The organism is Streptomyces sp. NPDC027663 (assembly GCF_055566415.1).
In genome coordinates, this window is the sequence record NZ_JBVHSK010000024.1 from 31,420 (window position 1) to 57,251 (window position 25,832).

Here is a 25,832-nt window from a genome sequence, read left to right on the forward strand (position 1 = left end):
GCGGCGAGATCCGCCCGTGCGGAGGTACCCCGCGGAGGTACGGCTTCCGGGCGGAAGCGACCCGGCCGCCCGCTTTCCGCCGGGCCGGCTGGCAGGATCGCCGCATGGCTGAACCACGGCGGAACGCCGAAGACACGCACCAGGACGCGGCGCGCCTCTGGGCGGAGGTGGTCGCGACGGCACGTCGGACCGTCGCCGACGGTCTTGTGGTCGGCACCTCGGGCAACGTCTCGGCACGCGTCGGGGACCTCGTGCTCGTCACCCCGTCCGGCGTCCCCTACGACCGGCTCACCCCCGGCGACATCACGGGGGTGGACCTCACCGGCCGCCAGGTGCTCGGCACGCTCGTGCCGACCAGCGAGCTGCCGATGCACCTGGCCGTCTACCGCACGACCGACGCCCGCGCCGTCGTCCACACCCACGCCGTGCACGCGACCGCGGTCTCCACGCTCGTGCCCGAACTCCCCGCCGTCCACTACATGACCGGCGCCCTCGGCGGCCCCGTCCGGGTCGCCCCCTACGCCACCTACGGCACCGGCGAACTGGCCGAGAACATGCTGCGCGCCCTCGCCGGCCGTTCCGGTTGCCTGTTGCAGAACCACGGCACGATCACCTACGGCGTCACCCTCGACCAGGCCTACGACCGCACCGCCCAACTGGAGTGGATGTGCCGCCTGTGGCTGACGGCGTCCTCGGTTCCGGGCCTGACGCCGTCCCTGCTGACGGAGGCACAACTCGCCGAGGCCGGGGAACGCTTGAAGGGGTACGGCCAACGGAGGTGACCCCGTGCACGGCAGCACTGCGTTCCGTTCCCTCATCCTCACCCTCACATCGACCCCCCGCCCCCCGACGCCCCCGCCCACACCACCCCACCGCTCCCTGACGTCACCGCTCGCAGCGGCCCGCCGTTTCCTCGTGTCCCCGCTCGCATCGGCTCGCCATTTCTTCGCGACTCCGCTCGCGGCGGCCCGCGGTTCCCTGGCGGCCCCGCTCGCGGCGGCCCGCCGTTCTTCGACGACCGCGCTCACACCGCCCCGCCGTTCCTCGGCGACTCCGCTCGCATCGGCCCGCGGCGCCCTGGTGCCCCCGCTCGCAGCGGCCCGCCGTTTCCTCGTGGCATCGGTCACCGTCGTCCGCCGCGGCGGTGCTCGGCCACGACGTGGCTGGCCGGCGGTGCCGAAGCCGCCCGCGCCGCCGGGGCCGGCGCCCCGCCCCGCCCTTCCGCTGGCCGGTGGCCAGGACCCGCACGACACTGGAGCCGTGCGTACCGCCAAGGCGACCGTCGCCGCCCTTGCCGCCGTCCTGGCCGCCGGTACGGCTTCCGTGGCCGCCGGCCGGATGGCCAGCGACGCCGCGCTGAAGGCGCCCGCGGGCCGCCCGCTGCCGACCGAACCCCGGCTCACCGTGCACGGCACGGCCGCCGGCCGGATCGCGCTCACCCGCGACCTGGCCGCCCTGCGCCCCGGCACCTACGGCCTCGCCGGAGACGGCTCCCACGCGGTCGTCGGCCCCGTCGTGGAGGCGGCCGAGCACACCGCCGACACCGTCGTACGACGCCTCGAACGCGTCACCCACGGCACCCTCACCGCAGGCGACGCGGTGTGGCTCACCCCCAACCTCTACGTCGGCAACCCGGGCACCGCCCTCGGCCTGGACCACGCCGACGTGGACGTGCCCGGCGAACTCGGCGCCCTGCCCGCCTGGTTCGTACCCGGCCACCGGGACACCTGGGTGATCGCCGTGCACGGACTCGGCACCACCCGGGAACACACCCTGAACGTCATGGGCTTCCTGCACGGCCGCCGCCTGCCGGTCCTCGCCCTCGCCTACCGCGGCGACCTCGGCGCCCCGCGCCCGCCGGACGGCCTCAACCACCTCGGCGAGACCGAGTGGCGTGACGTCGAGGCGGCGATCCGCTACGCCGTCCGCTACGGCGCCCGCCGCGTCGTCCTCCTCGGCTGGTCCACGGGCGCCACCATGGCCCTGCGCGCCGCCGAGCACTCCCCGGTGCGGGACCGCATCGCCGGCCTCGTCCTCGACTCGCCGGTGCTCAGCTGGGAAGCCACACTGCGCGCCCTGGCCAGGGCCCGTCGCACCCCGCAGCCGCTGCTGCCGCTCGCGGTGCGGGCCGCGCAGGGCCGCGCCGGGCTGCACGCCGACCGGGTCGCCGAGACCGCCGACCCCGCCCGGCTGCGCGTCCCCACCCTGATCGTCCACGGTCCGGACGACCAGGTCGCCCCCTGGGAGTACTCCCGCCGGCTGGCCCGGCACCGCGCCGACATCGTCGCCCTGCACACCGTGCCGCACGCCCCGCACGCGGCGATGTGGAACGCGGACCCCGAGGAGTACGAGGAGCGCCTGCGGCGGTTCCTGACCCCACTGATGTGACGCCTCGGCGCCGAGGCCCGCCGGCACCGGCGCGAAACATTCCGTTCCAGGCCGTACGACTGGCTCGAACATGTCTCTCCGGGCACCCCGGAGCCCGTGCGTTGGCCACCTCCGTCGCCCGCCGTGACATTCCGTTTGGGTTTTCGCACCGTCAACCGGAAGACTGCACCCGTGACGTCCCGTATCCCGCGCGACTCCAGGCTCCGACTCGTCCGACCGCGACCCCTGGCCGCCGCCCCCAGAGCTGTGAACCAGCGGCGCCCGCGCCGCCCCTCACCCCGGCCGCCGGAGGGCACGCCCGCCCCCGCCGAGCTGGCCGGAATGGCCCGCATCGGCCTGGCCGGCGCGGCCCGGGTCGCCCGCTGGGCCGACGCCGCCCTCGCTCCCGGCCGTGACGCCGCCACCGCCGACGGCAAGGCCACCCTCTCCGACGCCACCGCCGAACGCGCCGCCGCCGACCTCGGCCTGAGTGCCGCTCAGGTCCGCGCCGACTGGGACACCGCCCGCCTCGCCGGCCTGGTCGAGGTGCACGGCGACAGCGCGCGCCCCGGCTGGCGCCTGCGCGCCTGGAACCGCGACGACAGCGCCGTCCTGCGCGGCTGGGTCGCCCTCTTCGACGCCTGGTCGCTCGCCTGCCCCGAGCCCGACGGGCACGAGCCGGCCGCCGTCGCCGAAGTCGTCTCGGCCATGCCCCAGGTGCTCTCCTTCCTCCAGCTGTCCGCCGGACCGGTGCCGGTCGAGCAGCTGCTCGACCTGCTCCAGCAGCGGGTCACCGAACTGCGCACCGAACGCTGCGAGGTCTCCTACGAGCCCGGCACCGGCAGGCCCGCCGGATCCCCGGGCCCGCAGGACCCGGCACCGGCCTCGGACGCCCCGCTCGCGCCCCTTCTGGACTGGTCGTTGCAGGCACTCGCCTCCGTCGGCGCCCTCACCTACGGCGCCGGCCAGGCCACCCTCACCCCGCTCGGCAGCTGGGCGGTGTGGGTCAAGCTGGAGCAGATCTGCGTGGCCGCGCAGAGCCCCGCAGGCAACATCGAGCAGTCCGCCGAGGACATGCTCCGCGGCTGCGCCCAGCTCCGCCCCAACGCGGCCCGCGCCGAGTACCGCGCCTGGCTCGCCGCCCGCCCCGTCGGCAGCGCCGTCACCGAGCTGATCGGCGCCGCCCGCGGCGACGACGCCCTGCTGCGCGGCCTGGCTTTCGAGGCGCTGCGGGTCGTCGGCGCCCCCGCCGAGCCCGAGGTCCGCGGTGTCGTGGACGAGCCGGCCCTGCGGCCGTACGCCCTGCTGTGGCTCGCAGAGCACGACGGCGTCGACCCGGAGGACGCCCACGAGGTCCTCACCCGCGACGAGGCCACCTGGCTGTGGGTGGACACCGCCGCTGCGGTCGCCGACCACGGGGAGGCGCCGATGCTGGTCCGGCATCTGGAAGCCGCGGTGCAGCCCACCGTCCCCCAGCTGCTCGACGAGGTCCGCGCCGTCGGCCACCCGCGCACCGTGCAGGTCCTGGTCGCGCTGGCCGCCGCCCACCCCGACCCGGCGCTGGCCAAGGCCGTGCGCCGAGCCGCGTTCCAGGTGCACACCGGGGGATGACCGGCGCCCACCGGGCAATGACCGGCGCCCACCGGGGGAGGCGCGGGGAGCCAGTGGCTCAGACGCCGACCTCCGGGGCGTACGTGCCGAAGCTCCAGATGTTCCCCTCGGCGTCCCGGGCCATGTAGTCCCGCGAGCCGTAGTCCTGGTCCGTCGGGGGCATCAGGATCTCCACGCCGTGCTCCACGGCCCGCTGGTGGTGGGCGTCCACGTCGTCCACCACGACGTAGACCCCGGCGGGTCCGCCGTCCTTCAGCGCCGCGTCGAAGCGACCGCCGCGACCCTTGGAGCCGATCATGACGGCGCCGTTGCCCTGGACCAGCTCGGCGTGCATCACCTTGCCGTCCTCCGTCTCGTACACCGACAGTTCGGTGAAGCCGAGGGCCTCCGTGAGCTGCCGGATCGCCGCCTTCGCGTCCGTGTACAGCAGCGAGGGGTAGATGCTGGGCCGTGCGCCGCCCGTGCCTGCCATGCCGATCACTCCTTCGTGCACCGGTCGTGCTGCGTGCGTCGGTTCTGCCGTGCTTCCGAGTCTTGCAGGCAGCACTGACAACGCCCTCGCGGAAGGTGTCGCCCGAGACCGGCCCTGCCCGCCCCGTCCGCCTCGCCGCCGGCACCCCTGCCCGCCTCGCCCGCACCCCTGCCCCCTTCGCCGCCCGCTCCCTGCCCCCCTCGCCCCCCGCGCCCCTGCCCCCCTCGCCCCCCGCGCCCCTGCCCCCCTCGCCGTCCGCGCCCCCGAACGGGGGACTTCCGGCCCGCACCCGCCAAGCCGTCCCGCCGGCCCTGCCGATGGTGACTACGCTCGGCGCCTGATCCGGGACGGTGGCCGCAAAGGGGGCGAGGTGGCAGTTCCACCACACGGCGCCCACCCGCGGGGCAGCGCCCCGGAGACCGGCCCGGCCGCCCCCGAGCCCGCCCCGCACCGTTGCGCCCGCCGTTCCCTCCTCGCACCCGTCCACCGCGCCGTCGTCGGCCTCCTCGCGGCCGTCCTCGCCGTCGCCCTGCTCGGTGTGGCGCATCACATGCGGCCCGTCCCCTACGGCGACCGGCTCCTGCACGGCGGGCACGACGGAGCCTGGGCGCCACGGGCGCGAGGCGCCGTCGTGGTCGGCTACGACACCCGTACCGGTGCGCCGCGGTGGCGCTACGCCCGCGTGGGGCACCGGCCGGTCGCCGTGCTCCCCGCGCGCGGGGAGGTGATCGCGCTGTGGGACGACGGGCTGCTCACCGACACCGACGGGCGCAGGGTGCGCTGGCACCGGGCCCTGCCCGACGCCGCGGAGTGGCTGCCTGCCCACGGCGGCACCGGCGTGCTGCGCCACCTGGGCCGGGGCATCATCGCGGTCGTCACCCCGCACCGCGTCACCGCGTACCGGACCGCCGACGGCGACCTGCGCTGGGTGCTGCCCGCCCGGCAGGGCTGCACGTTCCGGCCCGAGGGCGCCGTACGGCGGGGCGCGGCCCTGCTCCTCGCCCAGCCGTGCGCGCACGACGCCTGGACCGGCCAGCTCGTGGCCCTGGACGACCTGGGCCGGATCACCCCCGACCGCACCCCGCTCGGCAACGATCTCCCGCGGCTCGGTCCGAACGCACGGACGTAGAAAAACCGCTTGCCCGGCCCCGTTAGAATTGGCCGCATGGCCATTCTCCTCGCGCATTAGACGGCGGGAACGTCCTCAGCCGCCCACCGCCCACCCCATCGCCCTGGAGTCTGTCCGTGATCTCCGCCTCCGGTATCGAGCTGCGCGCCGGTGCGCGCGTCCTCATCGAGAACGCCACCTTCCGTGTCGCCAAGGGCGACCGCATCGGCCTCGTCGGCCGCAACGGAGCCGGCAAGACCACCCTCACCAAGTGCCTGGCCGGCGAGGGCATCCCGGCCGGGGGCCAGATCGCCCGCTCCGGCGAGGTCGGCTACCTCCCACAGGACCCCCGCACCGGCGACCTGGACATCCTCGCCCGCGACCGCATCCTGTCCGCGCGCGGCCTCGACGTGCTGATCCGCAAGATGCGCGAGAACGAGGAGCGGATCGCCAACGGCAAGGGCTCCACCCGCGAGAAGGCCCTGAAGCAGTACGAGCGCCAGGAGACGGAGTTCCTCACCAAGGGCGGGTACGCCGCCGAGGCCGAGGCCGCCACCATCGCCGCCGCCCTGAACCTGCCCGACCGGGTGCTGGGCCAGCCGCTGCACACCCTCTCCGGTGGTCAGCGCCGCCGTATCGAGCTGGCCCGCATCCTGTTCTCGGACGCGGACACCCTGCTCCTGGACGAGCCGACCAACCACCTCGACGCGGACTCGATCATCTGGCTGCGGGACTACCTGAAGACCTACCGCGGCGGCTTCATCGTGATCTCCCACGATGTCGACCTGGTGGAGACCGTGGTCAACAAGGTGTTCTACCTGGACGCCAACCGGTCCACCATCGACATCTACAACATGGGCTGGAAGCTGTACCAGCAGCAGCGCGAGGCCGACGAGAAGCGCCGCAAGCGCGAGCGCGCCAACGCCGAGAAGAAGGCCGCCGCGCTCAACGCGCAGGCCGACAAGATGCGTGCCAAGGCCACCAAGACGGTCGCCGCGCAGAACATGGCCCGCAGGGCCGAGAAGCTGCTCTCCGGCCTCGAGGACGTCCGGATGTCCGACAAGGTCGCCAAGCTGCGCTTCCCGGAGCCGGCGTCCTGCGGCAAGACCCCGTTGATGGCCGAGGGCCTGTCGAAGTCGTACGGCTCGCTGGAGATCTTCACCGACGTCGACCTGGCCATCGACAAGGGCTCCCGGGTCGTCATCCTCGGCCTCAACGGCGCCGGCAAGACGACCCTGCTGCGCCTGCTCGGCGGAGTGGAGAAGCCGGACACCGGTCAGGTCGTCCCCGGTCACGGTCTCAAGCTCGGCTACTACGCCCAGGAGCACGAGACCCTGGACCCCGACCGCACCGTCCTGGAGAACATGCGCTCGGCCGCCCCCGACATGGACCTGGTCGAGGTCCGCAAGGTGCTCGGCTCGTTCCTGTTCTCCGGCGACGACGTCGACAAGCCCGCCGGTGTCCTCTCCGGTGGTGAGAAGACGCGGCTGGCCCTCGCCACCCTCGTCGTCTCCTCCGCGAACGTGCTGCTCCTGGACGAGCCGACCAACAACCTGGACCCGGCCAGCCGCGAGGAGATCCTCGGCGCCCTGCGCACCTACAAGGGCGCGGTCGTCCTCGTCACCCACGACGAGGGCGCCGTCGAGGCGCTCCAGCCGGAGCGGATCATCCTGCTGCCGGACGGCGTCGAGGACCTGTGGGGCTCCGACTACGCGGATCTCGTCGCCCTGGCGTGACCGGAAGGGTGATCCACTGCGTATGGATCATTCGGCCGATCCGTGATCCATCATCTGTGTGAGATCTCCTCGTATCGGGGTGTGTCCTACACGGATTTTCCGGCCGATCCCGCGGCAGCCAAGGGACCGGCCGCTGTGCGTCCCTGACCTGGCACTTCGTGAATCCACCCGTTCGGCCCCATGGGCACCACCCGCTGGAATCCAGCATTCCGCTTGTGGGGATCGACTCCTGTCGTCACAACGATGTCTCACGGACCTTGCCGAATGGGTGGCCATCACGCCCAAGAGGGGTGATCATGAGGAGACCAGAGCGCACTTCCCATGAGGAGGCACGGGTGGCCGAGACTCTGAAGAAGGGCAGCCGGGTGACCGGCGCCGCGCGCGACAAGCTCGCGGCAGACCTGAAGAAGAAGTACGACTCCGGTGCGAGCATCCGGGCGCTGGCCGAGGAGACCGGCCGCTCGTATGGCTTCGTACACCGGATGCTCAGCGAGTCGGGCGTCACGCTCCGTGGGCGTGGCGGAGCGACCAGGGGCAAGAAGGCCGCATCGTCCTGACGCCGGGCGGCCCATCGGCTTCGATGGTGGCCACCCGGTCGGCAAGCTGACCGGCCGGGTGGTTACTGTGCAGTCACTTAGCTCAGCTCTGCTGACCGCACCCATCGGAGGCGCCCCATGGCCACGCCCGACCAGGACCTCGCTCCTGCACTCGACAAGGACGGCGTACGGCTCACCGTTGACGACGCGATCGCCACGGTGACGCTGACCAACCCGGCCAAGCGCAACGCACAGAGCCCCGCCATGTGGCGGGCGCTCGCCGAGGCCGGGCGGCTGTTGCCGGGCTCCGTCCGTGTCGTCGTGCTGCACGGTGAGGGCAAGTCCTTCTCCGCCGGGCTGGACCGTCAGATGTTCAACCCGGAGGGGATCCCGGGCGAGCCGAGCTTCATCGAACTCGCGCGTCGTGACGACGCCGGGCTCGACGCGACCATCGCCGAATTCCAGGAGGCCTTCACCTGGTGGCGGCGGAACGACATCGTGTCCATCGCCGCCGTCCAGGGGCATGCGATCGGTGCCGGCTTCCAGCTCGCGCTCGGCTGCGACCTCCGGGTCGTCGCCGACGACGTGCAGTTCGCCATGCGCGAGACCAGCCTCGGTCTCGTCCCCGACCTGACCGGCACGCACCCGCTGGTCGGCCTGGTCGGGTACGCCCGCGCGCTCGAGATCTGCGCGACCGGACGGTTCGTCGGCGCTGCGGAGGCCGTGGCGAGCGGGCTGGCCAACCTCGCGGTGCCCGCCGCCGAACTGGACGGGGCCGTGCGGGACTTGGCGGCCGCGCTGCTGTCCGCGCCGCGGGACGCGGTGGTGGAGACCAAGGCACTGCTCCGTGGCGCCGTCGACCGTACGTACGACGAGCAGCGCGCCGCGGAGCGGGCCGCGCAGGCTCGGCGGCTGCGGGATCTGGCCGGGCTCGGCGAATGAGCCGCGCCCAGCCCACCGAGGTGACCGACACCGCCACCGACGGCCGGTCCCTCCGTGCCTTCCGCGCGGCCGCACGGACCTGCCGGGTCACGTCCACGCTCCGGTGGTCCGCGCCCGTCGCCGGTTCCGCACAGATGTGACGGCGAGGCGGCGCCGCCTCGCCCGCGTACTCCTCGGTGAAAGGTTCACATGACGGTGAGGGAGCAGGGCGATCGCCCCGCTCCCTCACCGCCCGCACTCAGAAGCCGTGCCGCATACCGCCGTCGACCGGCACCATGATCCCGGTCAGGTAGGACGCAGCCGGCGACAGCAGGAACGCCGAGACCCTCCCGAACTCCTGCGGCGTGCCGTACCGCCGCAGCGGAATCCGCGACTCGTTCGCGGCCCGGGTGGCCTCGGGGTCGGCGGACAACCCGTCCAGCTCGCGCACGCGGTCCGTGTCGATCCGCGCCGGCAGCAGGCCCACCACACGGATCCCGCGCGACCCCAGTTCGTCGGCGATCGACTTGGCGAACCCGGCCAGCCCGGGCCGCAGCCCGTTGGACACGGTCAGCCCCGGAATCGGCTCGTGCACCGACCCGGACAGCACGAACCCGATGACGCCGCCAGGCTCCAGCTCGGCCGCCGCCGCGCGAGCGAGCCGTACCGCGCCGAGGAAGACCGACTCGAACGCGTCCCGCCACTGCTCGTCGGTGTTGTCGGCGACGAACCCCGGCGGCGGCCCCCCGACGCTCACCAGCACCCCGTGGAAGCCGCCGAAGTGCTCCCGGGCGGCGGCGATCAGCCGATCGGGAGCCTCCGCGTCGGCGTTGTCCATGACCACGCCCACCGCGTTCGGGCCCAGTTCGGCGGCGGCGTCGGCGACCCGCTTCTCGTCCCGCCCGGTGATGACCACCTTCGCGCCGTCGCTGACGAGTTCCCGCGCGGCGGCGTTGCCGAGTCCGCGGGTGGCTCCGGTGACGACGTACACCCGGTCCTTCAGTCCAAGATCCATGGTTCCTATCCTGCCTCCTGGTCCCCGAACAGGGTGAGGGCGGTGTTGACCAGACCGATGTGGCTGAAGGCCTGGGGGTAGTTGCCCAACTGGCAGCCGCCCACCGGGTCGTACTCCTCGGCCAGCAGGCCCACGTCGTTGCACAGGCCCACCAGCCGGTCGAACAGCTCCCGCGCCTCCTTCGTCCGGCCCGTCATGTGCAGTGCGTCGGCCAGCCAGAACGAGCAGGCGAGGAAGACGCCCTCGCCGCTCGGCAGCCCGTCGACCACCGAGTCCTCGGTGTCGTAGCGGCGCAGGAAGCCGCCGTGCCCGAGGGCGTCACGGATCGCGTCCACCGTGCCGACGACCCGCGGGTCGTCCGGCGGGAGAAAGCCGACGCGGGGGATGAGCAGCAGCGCCGCGTCGAGTTCACGGGAGCCGTAGTACTGGGTGAAGGTGTTGCGCTCGCGGTCGTAACCCTGCTCGCACACCTCCTTGTGGACCTCGTCGCGCAGCCGGCGCCAGCCGGCCAGGTCGCCGCGCAGCTCGCCGTTCTGCTCCAGGGTCCGCACGGCCCGGTCGGCGGCCACCCAGACCATCACCTTGGAGTGCACGAACTGGCGCCGGCCGCCGCGCACCTCCCACAGGCCCTCGTCCGGCTGCCGCCATGCCGACCTCAGGAACTCCATCAACGAACGCTGGATGGCCCACATGTGCGGACGCGTGGGCAGGCCCGAGGCGCGGGCCAGCGACAGCGAGTCCATCACCTCGCCGTACACGTCCAGCTGGAGCTGGTCGACGGCGCCGTTGCCGGTGCGGACGGGGGAGGAGCCGACGAAGCCGGGCAGCCACGGCAGTTCGGTCTCCGGCAGCCGGTGCTCGCCCGCGACGCCGTACATGATCTGCAGGTCGGCCGGGTCGCCGGCGACCGCGCGCAGCAGCCAGTTCCGCCATGCCTCGGCCTCGTCGTGGTAGCCCGCGCCGATCAGGGCGCTGAGGGTGAGGGTGGAGTCCCGCAGCCAGCAGTACCGGTAGTCCCAGTTGCGCACGCCGCCCGGCTTCTCGGGCAACGAGGTGGTCGCCGCGGCGACGATCCCGCCGGTCGGGGCGTAGGTGAGGGCCTTGAGGGTGAGGAGGGACCTGACGACCGCGTCCCGGTACGGGCCGTCGTACCGGCACCGGCGGGCCCAGCGCCGCCAGTCGGTGACGCTGCTCTCCAGCGCCTCGTACGGGTCGATCAGCGGGGGGCGTTCCTCGTGCGAAGGATGCCAGGTCAGCACGAACGCGACCCGCTCGCCCTCGGCGACGGTGAACTCCGAGCGGGTGGCGTAGTCCTCGCCCCACGTGTGCACGGCCGGCTCGCTGCGCAGCCAGGCGGCGTCCGGGCCGGCGACGGCCACACGGTGGCCGTCCGAGCGGCGTACCCACGGCATGATCGAGCCGTAGTCGAAGCGGAGGCGCAGCGAGCTGTGGACGGGGACCCGGCCGCTCACACCCTCCACGATCCGTACGACGTCGGGGGCGCGCTCGCGCTGCGGCATCAGGTCGGTGACGCGCACCGTGCCTTCGGCGGTCTCCCACTCCGTGTCCAGAACCAGGGTGTCGGGCCGGTAGGCGCGGCGGGTGCAGGTGCCCGCTCCCGCGGGCGCGATCTGCCAGTGGCCGTGGTCCTCGTCGCCCAGCAGCCGGGCGAAGCAGGCGCCGGAGTCGAAGCGGGGCAGGCACAGCCAGTCGATCGAACCGTCCTTCCCGACCAGGGCCGCGCTCTGCAGGTCCCCGATGAGGGCGTAGTCCTCGATGCGCGCGTTCACGGGATCCGGTTTCCCGGCGGATCAGGGGGCCAATCAGGTGGTGCGCCGGGGGAGTGACGTACCAGACGGCCGCCCGGGCGGGCAGAGTGCGGCCGGTTCGCTGCGGTTGGGTGGCCTTCGCAGTGTGGCCGGTTCGCGGTGGCTGGGGTGCGCTCGGAGGGCGGCCGGCTGTGCGGGACCGGAGTGCGCTCGGAGTGTGGCCGGTTCGCGGTGCCGGGGGTGCGCTCGGAGGGTGGTCGGCTTGCGGTGGCTGGGTGCGCTCAGACCGTTGCCGGTTCGTGCTCCTCCGGCTGCCGTTCCGCCGCCTCCTCCTGGTCGCGGATCTCCCGCCGGACCAGGAACCACCAGCCGACCGGAACGGCCGCGGCGAACAGCCACCACTGGATCATGTACGCGTAGTTCAGCGGGGCGTCCTCGCTGCCCGGGTCGGAGATCTGCTCCGGGGAGCCGCCCTTCGGTTCGGGCGCCGTCTGCTGGATGTAGCCGCCGAGCACCTGCGCTCGGAGCCGCCGCGCCTCCTCCCCGCTGTTGATCAGCATGATCTGCCGGTCGGGGAGGCCCTTGACGTTCTTGATGCCGCTCGCGGCGGTCGTCTCGTCGGCCATCAGCCGCCCGGTGACCGTGGTCCGGCCGGCCGGCGGCGCGGGGACCTTCGGGAAGGCGGTCTGGACGCCGTTCGCGGGGATCCAGCCCCGGTCGACGAGCAGCACCTTGCCGTCGGTGAGGACGAACGGGGTCAGGACGTGGAAGCCGACCTCGCCGTCGGAGCTGGTCCGGCGGCGGACCACGACCTCCTTGGCGGTGTCGAAGGTGCCGGTCGCCGTGACCGTGCGGTACTTCTCGGCGCGGGTCACACCGTGCCCGGGGGAGGTGAGCCGCTCGACGGGAACCGGCTCGGCGCGCAGCGCGGCGGAGACCAGGTCGTTGCGGGCGGTGCGCTCCTCGTACCGGTGCTGCTGCCAGAATCCCAGCCTGATCATCGTCGGGATCAGCGCGATCGCGACGAGGGTGAGGATCACCCACTGGCGGGACAACAGGAAGCGGTAGCGGTGCACCCCACGACGGTACCTCCGGGCCGTGGGGTGCATTCAGGCGGGTACCGGGTCACACCCGGTCGACGATGCCTGCCCTCCCCTCCTCGCGGGCGCAGTGCGCGCCGCAGTACCAGTGGCCCTCCACCTCCACGCCCTGGCCGATGATCTGCACCCGGCAGTGCTCGCAGAGCGGGGCCATGCGGTGGATCGCACACGAGAAGCAGTCGAAGACGTGCACCGCGCCCTGAGCGTGCACCTCGAAGGTCATTCCGTAGTCATTGCCGCAGACTTCACATGTCGCCATGCGCCACAGGGTGGGCCGTCGCCGAACTCCGGGCGAGCGCGGTCCGGGTGAGTCGTGCGGCAATCACCCATTTGTACGATCGTCCGACGGGTGGGCACCGACTGGTCGCGGGGACGGCTCACTCGTCGGCCGGACGGCTCACCCGCCGGTGGGACGGCTCACCCGCCGGTGGGACGGCTCGGCGGGAGCCGCTCACTCGTCGGCGGGAACCGCTCGGTGGGAACGGCTCACTCGTCGGCCGGCTCGACATCCCTGAGCAGCTGTCCGAACGCGGCCTCGTCGACGATCGGCGTGCCGAACTGCCGGGCCTTGACCGTCTTCGAGGTGCCCGAGTCCGGGTCGTTGGTCACCAGCAGGCTGGTCAGCCGGGAGATGCTGGTGGCGACGTGCAGCCCGGCCTCGACGGCGCGGTCCTCCAGCAGCTCGCGCTCGGTCGAGGTGTCACCCGAGAACGCCACCCGCATGCCCTGTTTGAGAGGTTTGCCGTCTTCGTAGCGACCCGGGTTGGGATAGGGGCATGCAGGCCTTTTGCGGGAAGGCCGCCAACTGTTGGCCCGATAGCCGCCGTAACCGCCCGAGGACTGACGGGGCACGGGCCGGTCCGACCACTCCGTCAGCGGCCGGCATTCCAGCAGCGGCAGCCGTACGCCACCCGCCGCCGCGGCCCTGAGACTGGGTCGGAACGCCTCCGCCAGCACCCGCGCGTCGTCCAGGGCGTGGTGCGCCCGCTGCTGGACGACGCCGAAGTGCGCCGCCAGCGACTCCAGCTTGTGGTTCGGCAGCGGCAGCCCCAGCTCCTTCGACAGCGCGATGGTGCACAGCCGCTGACGCACCGGCGCCTCGCGCTGCACGCGCGCGTACTCGCGCGCGATCATCTGCCAGTCGAAGACGGCGTTGTGCGCCACGAGCACCCGGCCGTCCAGGCGGGCGGCGAACTCCTCGGCGACGTCTCCGAACAGCGGCGCGCCATGGAGCATCTCGCTCGTGAGGCCGTGTATCCACACGGGGCCCGGATCGCGCTCCGGGTTGACCAGCGTGTACCAGTGGTCCTCGACCTCGCCGCGCTCGTCCAGCCGGTAGACGGCGGCGGAGATGATGCGGTCGTCCCGGGCCAGGCCGGTGGTCTCCACGTCAACGACCGCGTATCCCTTCGGATACGCGGCCGGCCACTGGGTGGGGGAGGACACTGCGGTCGCACGGTCTTCGAGCATGGTCATTGAGGATACGGGCCGCGACTGACAGCGCCGTCCCTCAGGTGTCGGCCGTGCGTCCCGCGTGCGTCCCGGAGCCGCCCTCCCGCTCGTACATCGCACACACGCGCGCGCCCACTGAGGTACGAATGTCCTCGGCCCGGTCCGGACCGGCCGTCACGGCGTCACCCCAGCGCCGCCACCAGGTCCCCGGCCGTCAGCGGTGCCAGCCCGCAGCCGTCGGCCGGCCCGGGCAGCAGCCGGTACACCGCGCCCGTCGCACTCTGCGGTGCCACCCCGCCGTGCACCAGGGCCAGCAACACGTGCTTCTTCGCGGCCGCTTCACCCGCACGGGCGTCGGCGTCCGCCGCGTCCCGCGCGGGCTCCCACCAGTCCGGTTCCCCAAGGGCCCGGATCCGGGCGGCGAACGCGGTGTCCGCCTCCCCGTCCCGGCGCCGGTAGTGCCACAGCTCGTCCGTGGCGTGCGCAGCGGGCGCACGCCGGACGACCAGCGCCTCGTCGCTCCGCGCGGCCGCATGCCACACCGCCAGGTCCCACAGTGTCGTACGGCCGTGGGCGAAGTACTGGAACAGGTCCTCGGCGATCCGGCCCAGGGCGGCCCGGTGCCGGTCCACGTCGTGGTAGCCGTCGTCCGACGGCAGATGCAGATCCGTCCACAGGAACGTGCGGCGGCGCAGGTCGACCAGCATCGGCACGTGGATGCGCGAGTCGCCCTCCAGGTCGTAGCGCTGCCGCACCGCGCGCGGGTGGTATCCGGCGCCGCGCGCCTCCCCGGCCGCCGACGGCAGCGCCATGAACCCGGAGAAGGCGTCGAGCAGTTCCTCGAACGGGATGTTGTTGAAGCTGAAGACGACCGGCACCGCGTACCGCACGTTCCGCTCGCCGAGCGCGGTCAGGTCCAGGTCGACGTACTCGGTCGCGCCGTCCGGTGCCGGGGCCGAGATCAGATCGCCGGAGTGGACGGCCAGGCGGTCGCCGTACACGAGGTTCGTGTAGTCGCACAGCCCGGCGAACTCCCAGTGCTCGTCGTAGAGGGCCACCGACAGGTCCAGGTCCACGCGGATCCCCGGCGGCTCCGTCCAGTGCAGGAAGAGCCGCAGCACTTCGCCCTCGGGCAGCGGCTGGGTGCTGCCGCGCGGCAGCGACACCAGGGCCTTGGCGGCGGCGCGCTCGACGGACGGCACCGCGAGCCCGGCGAGCGCCGAGTCGAGCACGGCCAGGCCGAACCGGGACGCGCCGGCCAGACGGCGCAGCGCCTCGGCCTCCAGCAGCGCGCACACGCGCGTGGTGACCGCCGCGGCGAGCGGCACGCGCGTGTCGTCCGTCGTGAACGCGTGCGTGACCTGCCCGCGCGGGAAGAACACCCGGCGCTCGCCGGGCAGATGCCGGATCCGCATCCGGCCCAGCGCGGCCAGCAGCGGACCGGGGCCGGCCTTGGGCAGGGCGCGCTGCAGCACCTCGGCGAACTCCTCGGGCAGCGCGCAAAGTTCGTGCAGCCGCAGCAGATGGTCCAGCCGGCGCAGCAGCTCACCCGGACGCTGCCCGAGGAGGAGCAGCGCGGCACGGGTGTCCCGTCCGGCCAGTGCCTGCTCCACGCGCGCGCCCCAGGTGGCGGCCCGGATCCGGTCGCCCGCGACCCGCACGGCCTCCGGGTGGGCGGCTGCCGTCCGCAGCAGCGCCCCGCCCAGGGCGGTGCCGGGCACGACGGGCGTGCCGCGCAGTACGGCGAAGGCGAGCGCGGCGCGCGGGTGGCGGCCGTGCCGCTCGAACGGGTGCAGGGTCTCGGCGGCCCGCTTCCACCCGGCCGGGTGCCGCAGGACGTCCTCGACCAGCGAGGGCACCGCGAAGGAGTCGAGCAGTCCGAGCAGCCTTCCGCGCAGGGCGCGGGGCAGCGAGCGCAGTCTCGGCGGCGCCATGAGGTCGGCCGTGCCGCCGGACCACACGCACAGCAGCCGCAGCACGTCCGTAGCGGTGGTGAGGTGGGTGCCGAGCAGATCGGTGGCCGCCACGCGCGTGTGCCGGTCGCGCAGCAGGGTGCCGAGCACGAGCGCCTTCGTCTCGCGTACCGGGACGTCCGCCGGGAACCAGCCGAGGTCCGAGGGGGCGTGCGCCAGCAGCACCTGCAGGTCGGCACGGTCCTGCGCGGGCAGCGGAGTGCGCCGGGCCAGCAGCGTGCGCAGGACCAGGACCGTGTCCGTGCGGACGTCCGTGCCGAGCGCGAGCAGCTTCAGCGGACCGGCCGGCACGTCCCGCGGGCGGCGCGGCGCACCCGGCACCAGGAACGGGTCGGCGGGGTCGATCCGGCGGTTGCAGAGCGGACAGCCGGTGTAGTCGGCGCCGTCCCAGCAGGCACGGCACACCAGGTGCGCGCACGGCGCCACCGGGCGCACGCCGCCCACCGTGCCGCACAGCACACAGGGCTGGGCGGGCCACTGCAGCAGCAGGGCGAAGACCCGGTCGACGTACAGCCCGAACGTGTCGTCGGGCACGGAGACCGGGAAGGTGCGGAACAGCGGCATGTGGGTGCGGTCCGCACCGAGTTCGGCGTCCAGCTGCCGGATCAGCTGCCGGCCCGCGTCCGCCAGCCCGGCGGGGCCGAGCCAGGCCAGCGTCGCGCGCAGCTGTGCCGTCGGTGCGAAGCCCCGGTCGAGCAGTTCGCCCTCCAGGGCGACGAGTCCCTCCGCCGTCGACGGGTCGCCCGGGCGTGGTCCGGCCTGGTCGACGTGGACGGTACGGAGACGGCGGAGCAGCACGGACGTCAGTGCGGACAAGCGGAATCCCCCGGAGCGGAAAAAGTGGTGAGGCGGGGGCGGAGAGTGGGCGCGCTATGGATTCCTAGGGTTGGGAAGAGAAGGAAGCACGCCGGCGGAGCCGCCCCCGCGGTCAGGAACAGTAGGGGTACGGCAGTTCGGACGCGACTGATTTTCCGCGGCGGCCCCGGGCTCCGGTGTCCGTGCGGTGCGGCGTCACGGCGCCAGCAACGACCGCACCAGCGCTCGTACGGCCGTCACGAACAGCCGCTCCGTGTCCGCCGGCCGGGCCAGCGCCCGGGCCAGCGCGGCATCGTCCCCGGCGATCTGGGCGCTCCCCGCGTTCCCGCCGCGCCACAGCTCCTCCTCGCCCGGGTCCTGCACCGGAGCCCGCTCACGGTGGCGTTCCACCAGCACATGCCCGACCACCTGGAACTGCACGGCCCGGACGAACTCGGCGGCCCGGGCCCCGCGCAGCCCCGCCGCGTGCGCCTCGCGCACCAGGACCTGCTGGGCGGGCAGGAACATCCGCTCGGTCAGGCCCCGTTCGTGCACCAGTGCCACCAGATGCGGATGGTCGCGCAACTGGCGCCGCAGAGCGCACGCGACGGACAGCACGCGCTGCTCCGGCGTGCGCCCGGCCGGGCGGATCTCGCCGAGGTCGGCCACCGTCCGTTCCACCAGCGCGTCGAGCAGCGCCTCGCGGCCCCCGACGTGCCAGTAGATCGAGGTCACGGCGGTGCCCAGCTCGGCGGCGAGCCTGCGCATGGTCAGCGCGTCCGGGCCGTGCTGCCGCACCAGCCCGGCGGCGGCCTCCAGGACCGCCTCCCGGGTCAGCACGCTCCTCGCCCCGCTCGGCATGATCACTCCAACTCCCGCCGGTGCACGTGTATTTACCCCGGACCCGGTCTGCTGTAACTGTGTTACAGATGACGGTCCGTCAGAAGAAGGGCGGTACGGGCATGGCACGCGTACGGTACGGCGCACGGACCGAGCGGGAGATCGCCGCCACGCGCACCGCGAGCGCGCGGCTCCCCGACATCTGGTCCACCGGTGTGGTGGCCGTCTGGGAAACCGACCCGGACGCGGTCGCGGCGGTCCTGCCACCCCCGCTCAAGCCCTCCGCACGGCCCCTGGTGCGGGTGAACGTCAGCAAGGTCGAGCTGCCCGGGTACCCGCTCGGCGCCGGCTCCTTCGCCGTCTCCGCCGCCCACGGTGAGGTCGACGGCTGGTACCCGCTGGTGATGCCGATGACCCACGAGCGCGCCCTCACCGGCGGCCGTGAGGTCTTCGGGGAACCCAAGAAGCTCGGCGAGGTCACGGTCGAACGCGACGGCCTCGTCGTCCGCGCGTCGATGGCCCGTCACGGCATTGCCTTCGTGGAGGTGCGCGGGGCGGTGAGCGGCGACCTGCCCCTCCCGGAGCCCTCGCGCAAGACCGACTTCTACTTCAAGTTCCTCCCGGCGGCCGACGGCTCCGGCTTCGACGCGGACCCCGTTCTGGTGCACTGCGTACGGCACGAGAAGGTGCGCCGGCTGGAACGGGTCAGCGGCGACGTCGTCCTGCGGGAGTCGATGTACGACCCGGTCGCCGACCTCCCGGTGCGGCGGCTCGTGGAGATCACCATCGGCGAGAAGACCAGCGACCAGCGCGGCCGGGTCGTCGAACGCGTCGACCCACAGGCCCTGCTGCCCTACCTCCACCAGCGCTACGACGACCCCCTTCAGGTCCTCGACGCGCCGCCCGAGGGGAGCGCGTGATGCGGCACCTGCGCGGAAGGCGATGCCCGGCCCCCCGGCCGGAAGCCGGGCCGGCCCTGACGGCGCGGGGAGGGGAATGACCGTGGAACTGCGGGCAGGACAGGTCGCCGTCGTCACCGGGGCGGCGAGCGGGATCGGGCTCGCGATGGCCCGGCGGTTCGCGGCCGAGGGGCTGAAGGTGGTCCTCGCCGACGTCGAGGAGGCGGCGCTGGACAAGGCCGCGGCGGACCTGCGCGCGACGGGCGCCCACGTGCACGCGCGCGTGGTTGACGTCGGCGTGCGCGAACAGGTCCTGGAGCTGGCCGAGACGGCGTACGGCACCTTCGGCGCCGTGCACGTGCTGTGCAACAACGCGGGCGTCGGTTCCGGCGCCGAGGGCCGTATGTGGGAGCACGACCCGAACGACTGGAAGTGGGCCTTCGCCGTCAATGTGTGGGGCGTCTTCCACGGCATCCAGGCCTTCCTGCCCAGGATGCTCCATTCGGGTCAACCCGGTCACGTGGTCAATACATCCTCCACCGACGGCGGTGTCGCCCCGCTCCCGACGGCCTCCGTCTACGCCGTCACCAAGGCCGCCGTGGTCACGATGACCGAGTCCCTGTACGCCCATCTCAAGGCGGAGCACGCGTGCGTGGGCGCCTCGGTGCTCTTTCCCGGCCCGCACATGCTGCGCACCGGCCTGTGGGAGTCGCACCGCAACCGCCCCGCCCGCTACGCCAAGCAGCGGCCCCGGAAGACGCCGTACCGCAGCCTCGGCCAGTGGGAGACGGCGATGCGCGAGGCCGGCCAGGAGGTCCGCTTCACGCCCGTCGAGGAGGTCGCCGAGCTGGTCGTGGAGGGCATCCGCGCCGACCGCTTCTGGCTGCTGCCGGCGAGCGAGCACGGCGACGACCGGATCCGCGCGCGGGCCGGCTCGATGCTGGACCGCACGAACCCGACGTATCTCGAAAGCTTCATCCTCGATTGACCGGGAGGCTGTCGTGGCCGGCCAGGACCCGTACCTGATCATCTCCTCCGACTGCCATGCCGGACTGCCCACCGAGCAGTACCGGCCCTATCTGGAGACCCGCTTCCACCGGGACTTCGACGAGTTCCTCGCGGGCCGCGACCGGCGCCGCGAGGAGATGACCCGGCTCGGCGTCCGCAACGAGGCGTTCGCCGACCGGTGGTTCCACGACCACGAGGAGGGCCTGCGCGGCGGCTGGGACACCGCGCAGCGGCTGAAGGAACTGGACGGCGACGGCGTGGCCGCCGAGGTCGTCTTCCCGGACGCCGACGCCGTCGACAGCCGTACCGCCGCTCCCTTCGGGGTGGGCCTCGGCCTCTCCGGCGACCAGGACCCCGAGCTGGGCTTGGCGGGCGCGCAGGCGCACAACCGCTGGCTGGCGGAGTTCGTCTCCGAGCACCCCGAACGGCACTGCGGAGTCGCCCTGCTGCCCGTCACGGCACCCGTCGACCGGGTCGTCGCCGAGATCCACCGGGCGAAGGACTCCGGCCTCGGCGCCCTGATGATCCCGTCGATGTGGGCCGGCAAGGAGCCGTACCACGACCGCCGCTACGACCCCGTCTGGGCGGCGGCGGCCGAGTGCGCGATGCCGGTGCTCACCCACTCCGGCGCCGCCCCGCGCCACGAGTACGGCGACCACCTCGGCATCTACGTCTCCGAGGTCACCTGGTGGCCGGCCCGGCCGCTGTGGTTCCTGCTCTGGTCCGGCGTCTTCGAACGCCACCCCGGGCTGCGCTTCGGCATCGCCGAGTCGGGCTGCTGGTGGCTGCCGAACCTGCTCTGGTTCATGGACCGCCTCTACCTCGGCGCGCACGGCGGCAAGAAGCTCTCCCCGTTCGCGGAACTCACCCGCCCGCCGCACGAGTACCTGGACCGGCAGGTGTTCGTCTGCGCCACCAACACCAAGCGGCGTGAACTCGCCCAGCGCTACGAGATCGGCGTCGACAACATCCTCTGGGGCAGCGACTTCCCGCACCCCGAGGGCACCTGGCCCGACACGCGCGCGTGGCTGCGCCGTACTTTCCACGACATCCCCGTCACCGAGACCCGCCGTATGCTCGGCCTCGCCGCGGCCGAGGTCTTCGGCTTCGACACCGGCAGGCTCGCACCGCTCGCCCGCCGTATCGGCCCCACCCCCGCCGACCTCGGCCAGCCGGCCGACCAGGCGGCCGTGGAGGCCTCCTGGGCATGCTCCCGCGAGACCGGCCGGCACTGGCTGACGGAGAACGACTTCCCGCTCCTCGGACCCGACCGCGACTTCCCCCTCCCGGAGGTGAACCGGTGACGGACCGCTACACGGTGATCTCGGCCGACTGCCACGCCGGAGCCGACCTGCTGGACTACAAGCCGTACCTGGAGAAGCGCTACCACGACGACTTCGACGTCTGGGCGGCCACCTACGTCAACCCCTACGAGGACCTGCTCGCCGACTCCGCCGACCGGAACTGGAACTCCGAGCGGCGCCTCGCGGACATGGAGGCGGACGGCATCGTCGCCGAGGTGATCTTCCCGAACACCATTCCGCCGTTCTTCCCCTCCGGCTCCCTCATGGCCCCGCCGCCCGGCGTCGAGGACTTCCAGCGGCGCTGGGCCGGCCTGCGCGCCCACAACCGCTGGCTCGCGGACTTCTGCGCCGCCGCCCCGGGCCGCCGGGCGGGCGTCTTCCAGATCCTGCTGGGCGACGTCCAGGAGGCCGTCAAGGAGATCCGCCGGGCCGCTTCCGCGGGCCTCAAGGGCGGCCTGATGCTGCCCGGCACCCCGCCGGGCTCGGGCCTGCCCGAGCTGTACTCACGGACCTACGACCCGATCTGGGCCGCCTGCGCCGAACTCGGCCTCCCCGTCAACCACCACGCCGGCTCCGCGTCCCCGCCGCTCGGCGAGGAACCCGCCGCCCGCGCGGTCTTCATGGTCGAGACGACCTGGTTCTCCCACCGCGCCCTGTGGCACCTGGTCTTCGGCGGCGCCTTCCGCCGCCACCCCGGTCTGAGACTCGTCCTGACCGAGCAGGGCTCCGGCTGGATCCCCGGGGTCCTCGACATGCTGGACTACTACCACGGCCGCCTGGTCGCCGCGGCCGCACGAAAGGACACCGCCGAGGCCAAGTTCGGCGCCGGCCTCGCCGAGGGCATGGGTGAGGCGCCCTCCCAAGTCTGGCGGGACAACTGCTACGTGGGCGCCAGCTTCATGCGCCCGCACGAGGTGCCGCTGCGCGACCGCATCGGCATCGACAAGATCATGTGGGGCAGCGACTACCCGCACGACGAGGGCACCCACCCCTACACCCGCGAGGCCCTCCGCTTCGCCTGCGCAGGCGTCCCGCGCGCGGAACTGGCAGCCATGCTCGGCGGCAACGCGGCCCGCGTCTACGGCTTCGACCTCGGCCTCCTCGACCCCATCGCGGCGAAGGTCGGACCCACGGTGGCCGAGATCGCCGAGCCCCTGGAGGAACCACCGGCCGACGCGACCAGTCCGGTCTTCGCGCGGGGGGCGTCGGTACGGGTGTGGTGACACCGGGCTGGGCCCCGCGGCGCAGCAGGAGCGTCGGTGCGGCGGCCGTGACCCCAGGGGTGGGATCCTCGCCGCTGTGACGGAACCCACCCACGACGAGGCCCACGGCGCGCTCGGCTCGCGGCTGAACTGGCTGCGGGCAGCCGTACTGGGCGCCAACGACGGCATCGTCTCCACCGCGGGACTGGTCGTCGGCGTGGCCGGCGCGACCCAGAGCCGGCCCGCGCTGCTCACCGCCGGGCTGGCCGGCCTGCTCGCCGGCTCGATGTCCATGGCGGCCGGCGAGTACGTCTCCGTCTCCACCCAGCGCGACTCCGAGATGGCCGCGCTGGCCGTGGAGAGACGGGAGCTGCGCGAGCAGCCGGAGGCCGAACTGCAGGAACTGACCGATCTGCTGGCGCAGCGCGGACTGTCCCGCGAGGTGGCCCGGGAGGCCGCCGCACAGCTCACCGCACGGGACGCGCTGCGGGCCCACGCGCGCGTGGAGCTGGGCATCGACCCGGACGAGCTGACCAACCCGTGGAACGCGGCCTGGGCGAGCTTCCTGTCCTTCACGGTGGGCGCGCTCCTGCCCCTGCTGGCCATCGTGCTGCCCCCGGCGCACTGGCGGCTACCGGTCACCGTTGCGTCCGTGCTGGGCGCACTGGTGCTCACCGGCTGGAGCAGCGCGCGGCTCGGCGCGGCCCACCCCCGGCGCGCGGTGGTGCGGAACGTCGTGGGCGGCGCACTCGCGATGGCCGTCACGTACGCGGCGGGCACGCTGCTGGGGGCGGCGGGGGTGTGAACCGGGCCGCCGAGCCGTACCCCGCCGGTCCAGGGCACCCTCGCCGAGCGGCCCGCGCGGGCGGCGACGTACGGTGAAGTGCGCTCGCCACCCCTGAGCGCACGGTACGCCCCCGCACGAGAAGGATCTTCGCCATGCGCGCCACCACCATCCACGCCCCGTACGACATGCGCGTGGAGGACGTGCCCGAGCCCGTGGTGCAGCTGCCCACCGACGCCGTGGTGCGCGTGCTGCGCGCCTGCATCTGCGGCAGCGACCTGTGGGCCTACCGCGGCGAGGCCGCCCGGCAGCCGGGGCAGCGGATCGGGCACGAGTTCCTCGGGGTCGTCGAGGAGACCGGCTCCGAGGTGAGCACCGTCAGGCGCGGGGACCTGGTGGTCGCGCCCTTCATGTGGTCCGACGGCGTCTGCGACTACTGCCGCGAGGGCCTGACCACGTCCTGCGAGCACGGCGGCTTCTGGGGCACCGTCGGCTACGACGGCGGCCAGGGCGAGGCCGTCCGCGTGCCGTTCGCCGACGGCACCCTCGTCCAGCTGCCCAAGGAGGCCGCTTCCGACGACCACCTGCTGTCCGCCCTGCTGACCCTCTCCGACGTCCTCGGCACCGGCCACCACGCCGCCCTCGGCGCGGGCGCCCGGCCGGGCGCCACGGTCGCGGTCGTCGGTGACGGCGCGGTCGGCCTGTGCGCCGTCCTGGCCGCCAAGCGGCTGGGTGCCGAGCGGATCATCACGCTGGGCCGGCACACGGTACGGACCGACATCGCGCGCCGGTTCGGCGCCACCGACGTGGTCGCCGAGCGCGGGGAAGCGGCCGTCGAGGCCGTCCGCGAGCTGACCCGCGGCCAGGGCGCACACGCCGTCGTGGAGGCGGTCGGCACCGAGCAGTCCATGCGCACGGCCGTCGAGATCACCCGCGACGGCGGCGCGATCGGCTTCGTGGGCGTGCCCCACGGCAGCGGCACCGGCCTGGACCTCGGCGTCATGTTCGACCGCAACATCGCCCTGCGCGGCGGTGTCGCCCCGGTCCGCGCCTACATCCCGGACCTGCTGCCCGACGTCCTCGACGGCTCTATCGACCCGTCGCCGGTGTTCGACATGACCGTCGACATCGAGGGCGTGCCCGCCGGCTACAAGGCGATGGACGAGCGCACGGCACTCAAGGTCCTGGTCACCAACGGCGGCAAGTCCTGAATCAACGCCGCCGACGGTCACCCGCGGCCGGCCGTCGACGACTGACCCCGGACGTCTGCTGGACCTCGGACGTTGACGGCTGACGCACGGACGTTGACGGCTGGATCGGACCGTCAGCGGATGCAGGTCGCCGGTCCATGGACGATCATCATGGACCACGGGCCATCGCGGTGGTCAACGGCGGATTCTGCGCGTCGGCATCGGCCGTCACCGCCACGCGGCCGGGTCCGAGCCCCATGGCACCGGTGGCCGCGCCCAGGCCGCGGGGCCGCCGGTGAACGTCACGGCCGGGCGGGCGTGCCGCAGCCGGCCGAGCCGGCTGTCGGTCTCGGTCAGCCAGGCGTCCCGACCCGGGTCCGGCGCGGCCTCGGCCCGGACCGGCTCCGGGGTGCCCCCGGCCGGGTCCGGCCGGATGCCCGTCGTCAGCCACAGCGCGGTACGGGCCAGTGTCAGCCGGACCAGCCGGCTCCCGCCCTCGTACGACTGCTCGGTCAGCGCCCGCAGCACGGCCGCCGCCAGCAGATAGCCGGTGCCGTGGTCCAGGGCCTGCGCGGGCAGCGCGCCGGGCTCCGACGCCGAGCCCTCGGTGACCGCGATGCCGGTCGCCACCTGCACCAGGCTGTCGAAGCCGCGCCGCGCGCCCCACGGCCCGTACGCACCCCACGCCGACACCTGCGCCACGACCAGGCCGGGGCGCCGCTCGGCCAGGGCCTGCGGGGAGAGCCCGAACCGGTCCAGGGCACCCGGACGGTACCCGGTCACCACGACGTCGGCCGTGCTCAGCAGTTCCTCGAAGGTGTCCCGGCCGGTGGCCAGGTCGAGCGTGGCGGACCGTTTGCCGAAGCCCGTGTCGGCATGCTGGTCCGGGAGTTCCGGCAGCACGGGGGAGTCCACGCGCAGCACGTCCGCGCCCAGCAGGGCGAGGGTGCGGGTGGCGACCGGGCCCGCCAGGACCCGGGTCAGGTCCAGCACGCGCAGCCCGGCGGCGGGCAGCAGGGGAGCGGCGGCGGGGACCGGCGGTGGCAGGAGGTGCGCGGCGGCCGGGACCGGCGGTGACGGCACGCGCGCGGGGACCGGAGCCAGTGGTGGCAGCACGCGTGCGGGAGCCGTGTCCAGCCGCTCGCGTTCGACCAGAGGCCGTGCGGCCACCTCGGCGGCCTGTGGATGCGCCCGCCACTCCTCCGGGGTGCGCAGGGCCACGGCGAGGCCGCCGGCGCCGTGGACGGCTTCCTCGGCCTCCACGGCGGAGCGCTCGGCGAGTTGGCCGGCGACCTCCGCCACCGAGGCGTCCGGTGGCAGGCCCAGCGCGCCGAGCAACCGGGCCCGGTGGTGCGGATAGTTGGCGTGGGTGCGCACCCAGCCGTCCGCCGTGCGCCAGAACCGGGACAGCGGCGCGAAGTTCACCGGCGCCCGCCCGCCGATCTGCACCAGCCGCTCACTGTGGAAGGCGGCGGCCACCGCACCGTCGTCCACCGTGACCTCCGGCACCGCGGAGAGCCCGGCACGCCGTGCCCCCAGCTCGGCGGCGGCCAGCGCGCAGGCTCCGACACACGCGCGTGCCAGCTCCCGCACCGGCAGCCGTGCGTCGAGCGTGTCCCGGCGTACGACGGCCGAGACCCGCGACGGAAGACCGGGCGCCCCACCGACCGCCTGCCACGCATCGTTGATTGCAGTCATGACTTCACTATGCAGTATTGATTCAATCAACACTGCATAGTGAAGCTCTGAT

At 73.6% G+C, this 25,832-nt stretch carries 22 protein-coding genes; 13 read left to right on the forward strand and 9 right to left on the reverse strand.

What is annotated here, in order from left to right:
- Window positions 1-104 precede the first annotated feature (104 nt).
- From ACZ4SF_RS36325 to ACZ4SF_RS36335, 3 genes are all read left to right on the forward strand, one after another.
- Window positions 105-782, forward strand: a complete 678-nt coding sequence (locus ACZ4SF_RS36325; protein ID WP_468393022.1) for a class II aldolase/adducin family protein — start codon at window positions 105-107, stop codon at window positions 780-782.
- Between the two features lie 478 nt (window positions 783-1,260).
- Window positions 1,261-2,388, forward strand: a complete 1,128-nt coding sequence (locus ACZ4SF_RS36330; protein ID WP_468393024.1) for an alpha/beta hydrolase — start codon at window positions 1,261-1,263, stop codon at window positions 2,386-2,388.
- A 171-nt stretch (window positions 2,389-2,559) separates the two neighbouring features.
- Window positions 2,560-3,978: a hypothetical protein gene (locus ACZ4SF_RS36335; RefSeq protein ID WP_468393026.1), complete on the forward strand. Its 1,419-nt coding sequence runs from the start codon at window positions 2,560-2,562 to the stop codon at window positions 3,976-3,978.
- A 58-nt stretch (window positions 3,979-4,036) separates the two neighbouring features.
- Here the strand turns inward: ACZ4SF_RS36335 and ACZ4SF_RS36340 are convergent, their stop codons facing one another.
- A complete protein-coding gene (locus ACZ4SF_RS36340; RefSeq protein ID WP_468393028.1) occupies window positions 4,037-4,450 on the reverse strand; it encodes a VOC family protein in 414 nt (137 codons plus the stop codon).
- Between the two features lie 370 nt (window positions 4,451-4,820).
- On the opposite strand from ACZ4SF_RS36340, the gene ACZ4SF_RS36345 reads away from it, so the two are divergent.
- The 4 genes from ACZ4SF_RS36345 (at window position 4,821) to ACZ4SF_RS36360 (ending at window position 8,772) form a co-directional block, all read left to right on the forward strand.
- Complete coding sequence (locus ACZ4SF_RS36345) at window positions 4,821-5,579, forward strand: PQQ-binding-like beta-propeller repeat protein (protein ID WP_468393029.1); 759 nt, start codon at window positions 4,821-4,823, stop codon at window positions 5,577-5,579.
- Window positions 5,580-5,695: 116 nt separating this feature from the next.
- Window positions 5,696-7,294 carry a ribosomal protection-like ABC-F family protein gene (gene abc-f / locus ACZ4SF_RS36350; RefSeq protein ID WP_468393031.1) on the forward strand — a complete coding sequence of 533 codons (1,599 nt, stop codon included), beginning with the start codon at window positions 5,696-5,698 and terminating at the stop codon, window positions 7,292-7,294.
- Window positions 7,295-7,629: 335 nt separating this feature from the next.
- On the forward strand, window positions 7,630-7,851 hold the full coding sequence (locus ACZ4SF_RS36355) for a helix-turn-helix domain-containing protein (protein WP_004002281.1): 222 nt from the start codon (window positions 7,630-7,632) through the stop codon (window positions 7,849-7,851).
- 117 nt (window positions 7,852-7,968) lie between these two features.
- Window positions 7,969-8,772: an enoyl-CoA hydratase/isomerase family protein gene (locus ACZ4SF_RS36360; protein ID WP_468393033.1), complete on the forward strand. Its 804-nt coding sequence runs from the start codon at window positions 7,969-7,971 to the stop codon at window positions 8,770-8,772.
- Between the two features lie 238 nt (window positions 8,773-9,010).
- On the opposite strand, the gene ACZ4SF_RS36365 is transcribed toward ACZ4SF_RS36360, so the two are convergent.
- From ACZ4SF_RS36365 to ACZ4SF_RS36395, 7 genes are all read right to left on the reverse strand, one after another.
- On the reverse strand, window positions 9,011-9,766 hold the full coding sequence (locus tag ACZ4SF_RS36365) for an SDR family oxidoreductase (protein ID WP_468393035.1): 756 nt from the start codon (window positions 9,764-9,766) through the stop codon (window positions 9,011-9,013).
- Between the two features lie 5 nt (window positions 9,767-9,771).
- Entirely contained in the window at window positions 9,772-11,556 is a 1,785-nt protein-coding gene (locus ACZ4SF_RS36370) for a glycoside hydrolase family 15 protein (RefSeq protein ID WP_468393037.1), read from the reverse strand.
- Between the two features lie 260 nt (window positions 11,557-11,816).
- A complete protein-coding gene (locus ACZ4SF_RS36375; RefSeq protein WP_468393039.1) occupies window positions 11,817-12,611 on the reverse strand; it encodes an SURF1 family cytochrome oxidase biogenesis protein in 795 nt (264 codons plus the stop codon).
- A gap of 49 nt (window positions 12,612-12,660) precedes the next feature.
- The gene (locus ACZ4SF_RS36380; RefSeq protein ID WP_468393041.1) at window positions 12,661-12,894 is read right to left on the reverse strand and encodes a hypothetical protein; all 234 of its coding nucleotides are present in this window, start codon (window positions 12,892-12,894) and stop codon (window positions 12,661-12,663) included.
- 227 nt (window positions 12,895-13,121) lie between these two features.
- A complete protein-coding gene (locus ACZ4SF_RS36385) occupies window positions 13,122-14,105 on the reverse strand; it encodes a DEDDh family exonuclease (RefSeq protein ID WP_468393043.1) in 984 nt (327 codons plus the stop codon).
- Between the two features lie 164 nt (window positions 14,106-14,269).
- On the reverse strand, window positions 14,270-16,876 hold the full coding sequence (locus tag ACZ4SF_RS36390) for an MXAN_6230/SCO0854 family RING domain-containing protein (RefSeq protein WP_468393045.1): 2,607 nt from the start codon (window positions 16,874-16,876) through the stop codon (window positions 14,270-14,272).
- Between the two features lie 195 nt (window positions 16,877-17,071).
- A complete protein-coding gene (locus ACZ4SF_RS36395; RefSeq protein WP_468393122.1) occupies window positions 17,072-17,716 on the reverse strand; it encodes a TetR/AcrR family transcriptional regulator in 645 nt (214 codons plus the stop codon).
- Between the two features lie 101 nt (window positions 17,717-17,817).
- Here ACZ4SF_RS36395 and ACZ4SF_RS36400 point away from each other — a divergent pair, with 101 nt between their 5' ends.
- The 6 genes from ACZ4SF_RS36400 (at window position 17,818) to ACZ4SF_RS36425 (ending at window position 24,103) form a co-directional block, all read left to right on the forward strand.
- Window positions 17,818-18,615, forward strand: a complete 798-nt coding sequence (locus ACZ4SF_RS36400; protein ID WP_468393124.1) for an acetoacetate decarboxylase family protein — start codon at window positions 17,818-17,820, stop codon at window positions 18,613-18,615.
- Between the two features lie 82 nt (window positions 18,616-18,697).
- Window positions 18,698-19,582 carry an SDR family NAD(P)-dependent oxidoreductase gene (locus ACZ4SF_RS36405; RefSeq protein WP_468393126.1) on the forward strand — a complete coding sequence of 295 codons (885 nt, stop codon included), beginning with the start codon at window positions 18,698-18,700 and terminating at the stop codon, window positions 19,580-19,582.
- A 13-nt stretch (window positions 19,583-19,595) separates the two neighbouring features.
- On the forward strand, window positions 19,596-20,906 hold the full coding sequence (locus ACZ4SF_RS36410; protein WP_468393047.1) for an amidohydrolase family protein: 1,311 nt from the start codon (window positions 19,596-19,598) through the stop codon (window positions 20,904-20,906).
- Window positions 20,903-22,129 (forward strand): amidohydrolase family protein, encoded by a 1,227-nt coding sequence (locus ACZ4SF_RS36415; RefSeq protein ID WP_468393049.1) that lies wholly within the window; start codon window positions 20,903-20,905, stop codon window positions 22,127-22,129. Before ACZ4SF_RS36410 ends, ACZ4SF_RS36415 begins: the two co-directional genes overlap by 4 nt.
- Before the next feature lie 76 nt (window positions 22,130-22,205).
- Window positions 22,206-22,913 (forward strand): VIT1/CCC1 transporter family protein, encoded by a 708-nt coding sequence (locus ACZ4SF_RS36420; RefSeq protein ID WP_468393051.1) that lies wholly within the window; start codon window positions 22,206-22,208, stop codon window positions 22,911-22,913.
- A gap of 134 nt (window positions 22,914-23,047) precedes the next feature.
- Entirely contained in the window at window positions 23,048-24,103 is a 1,056-nt protein-coding gene (locus tag ACZ4SF_RS36425) for a zinc-dependent alcohol dehydrogenase family protein (protein WP_468393053.1), read from the forward strand.
- Between the two features lie 207 nt (window positions 24,104-24,310).
- Here the strand turns inward: ACZ4SF_RS36425 and ACZ4SF_RS36430 are convergent, their stop codons facing one another.
- Window positions 24,311-25,780 carry a CoA transferase gene (locus tag ACZ4SF_RS36430; RefSeq protein WP_468393055.1) on the reverse strand — a complete coding sequence of 490 codons (1,470 nt, stop codon included), beginning with the start codon at window positions 25,778-25,780 and terminating at the stop codon, window positions 24,311-24,313.
- Window positions 25,781-25,832: the final 52 nt, after the last annotated feature.

Bases quoted from the DNA above. Each gene is read 5' to 3' on its own strand.
- ACZ4SF_RS36395 (WP_468393122.1), bottom strand. From the start codon at position 17,716: ATGCCGAGCGGGGCGAGGAGCGTGCTGACCCGGGAGGCGGTCCTGGAG.
- ACZ4SF_RS36385 (WP_468393043.1), bottom strand. From the start codon at position 14,105: ATGCTCGAAGACCGTGCGACCGCAGTGTCCTCCCCCACCCAGTGGCCG.
- ACZ4SF_RS36325 (WP_468393022.1), top strand. From the start codon at position 105: ATGGCTGAACCACGGCGGAACGCCGAAGACACGCACCAGGACGCGGCG.
- ACZ4SF_RS36365 (WP_468393035.1), bottom strand. From the start codon at position 9,766: ATGGATCTTGGACTGAAGGACCGGGTGTACGTCGTCACCGGAGCCACC.
- ACZ4SF_RS36430 (WP_468393055.1), bottom strand. From the start codon at position 25,780: ATGACTGCAATCAACGATGCGTGGCAGGCGGTCGGTGGGGCGCCCGGT.
- ACZ4SF_RS36425 (WP_468393053.1), top strand. From the start codon at position 23,048: ATGCGCGCCACCACCATCCACGCCCCGTACGACATGCGCGTGGAGGAC.
- ACZ4SF_RS36380 (WP_468393041.1), bottom strand. From the start codon at position 12,894: ATGGCGACATGTGAAGTCTGCGGCAATGACTACGGAATGACCTTCGAG.
- ACZ4SF_RS36360 (WP_468393033.1), top strand. From the start codon at position 7,969: ATGGCCACGCCCGACCAGGACCTCGCTCCTGCACTCGACAAGGACGGC.
- ACZ4SF_RS36400 (WP_468393124.1), top strand. From the start codon at position 17,818: ATGGCACGCGTACGGTACGGCGCACGGACCGAGCGGGAGATCGCCGCC.
- ACZ4SF_RS36340 (WP_468393028.1), bottom strand. From the start codon at position 4,450: ATGGCAGGCACGGGCGGCGCACGGCCCAGCATCTACCCCTCGCTGCTG.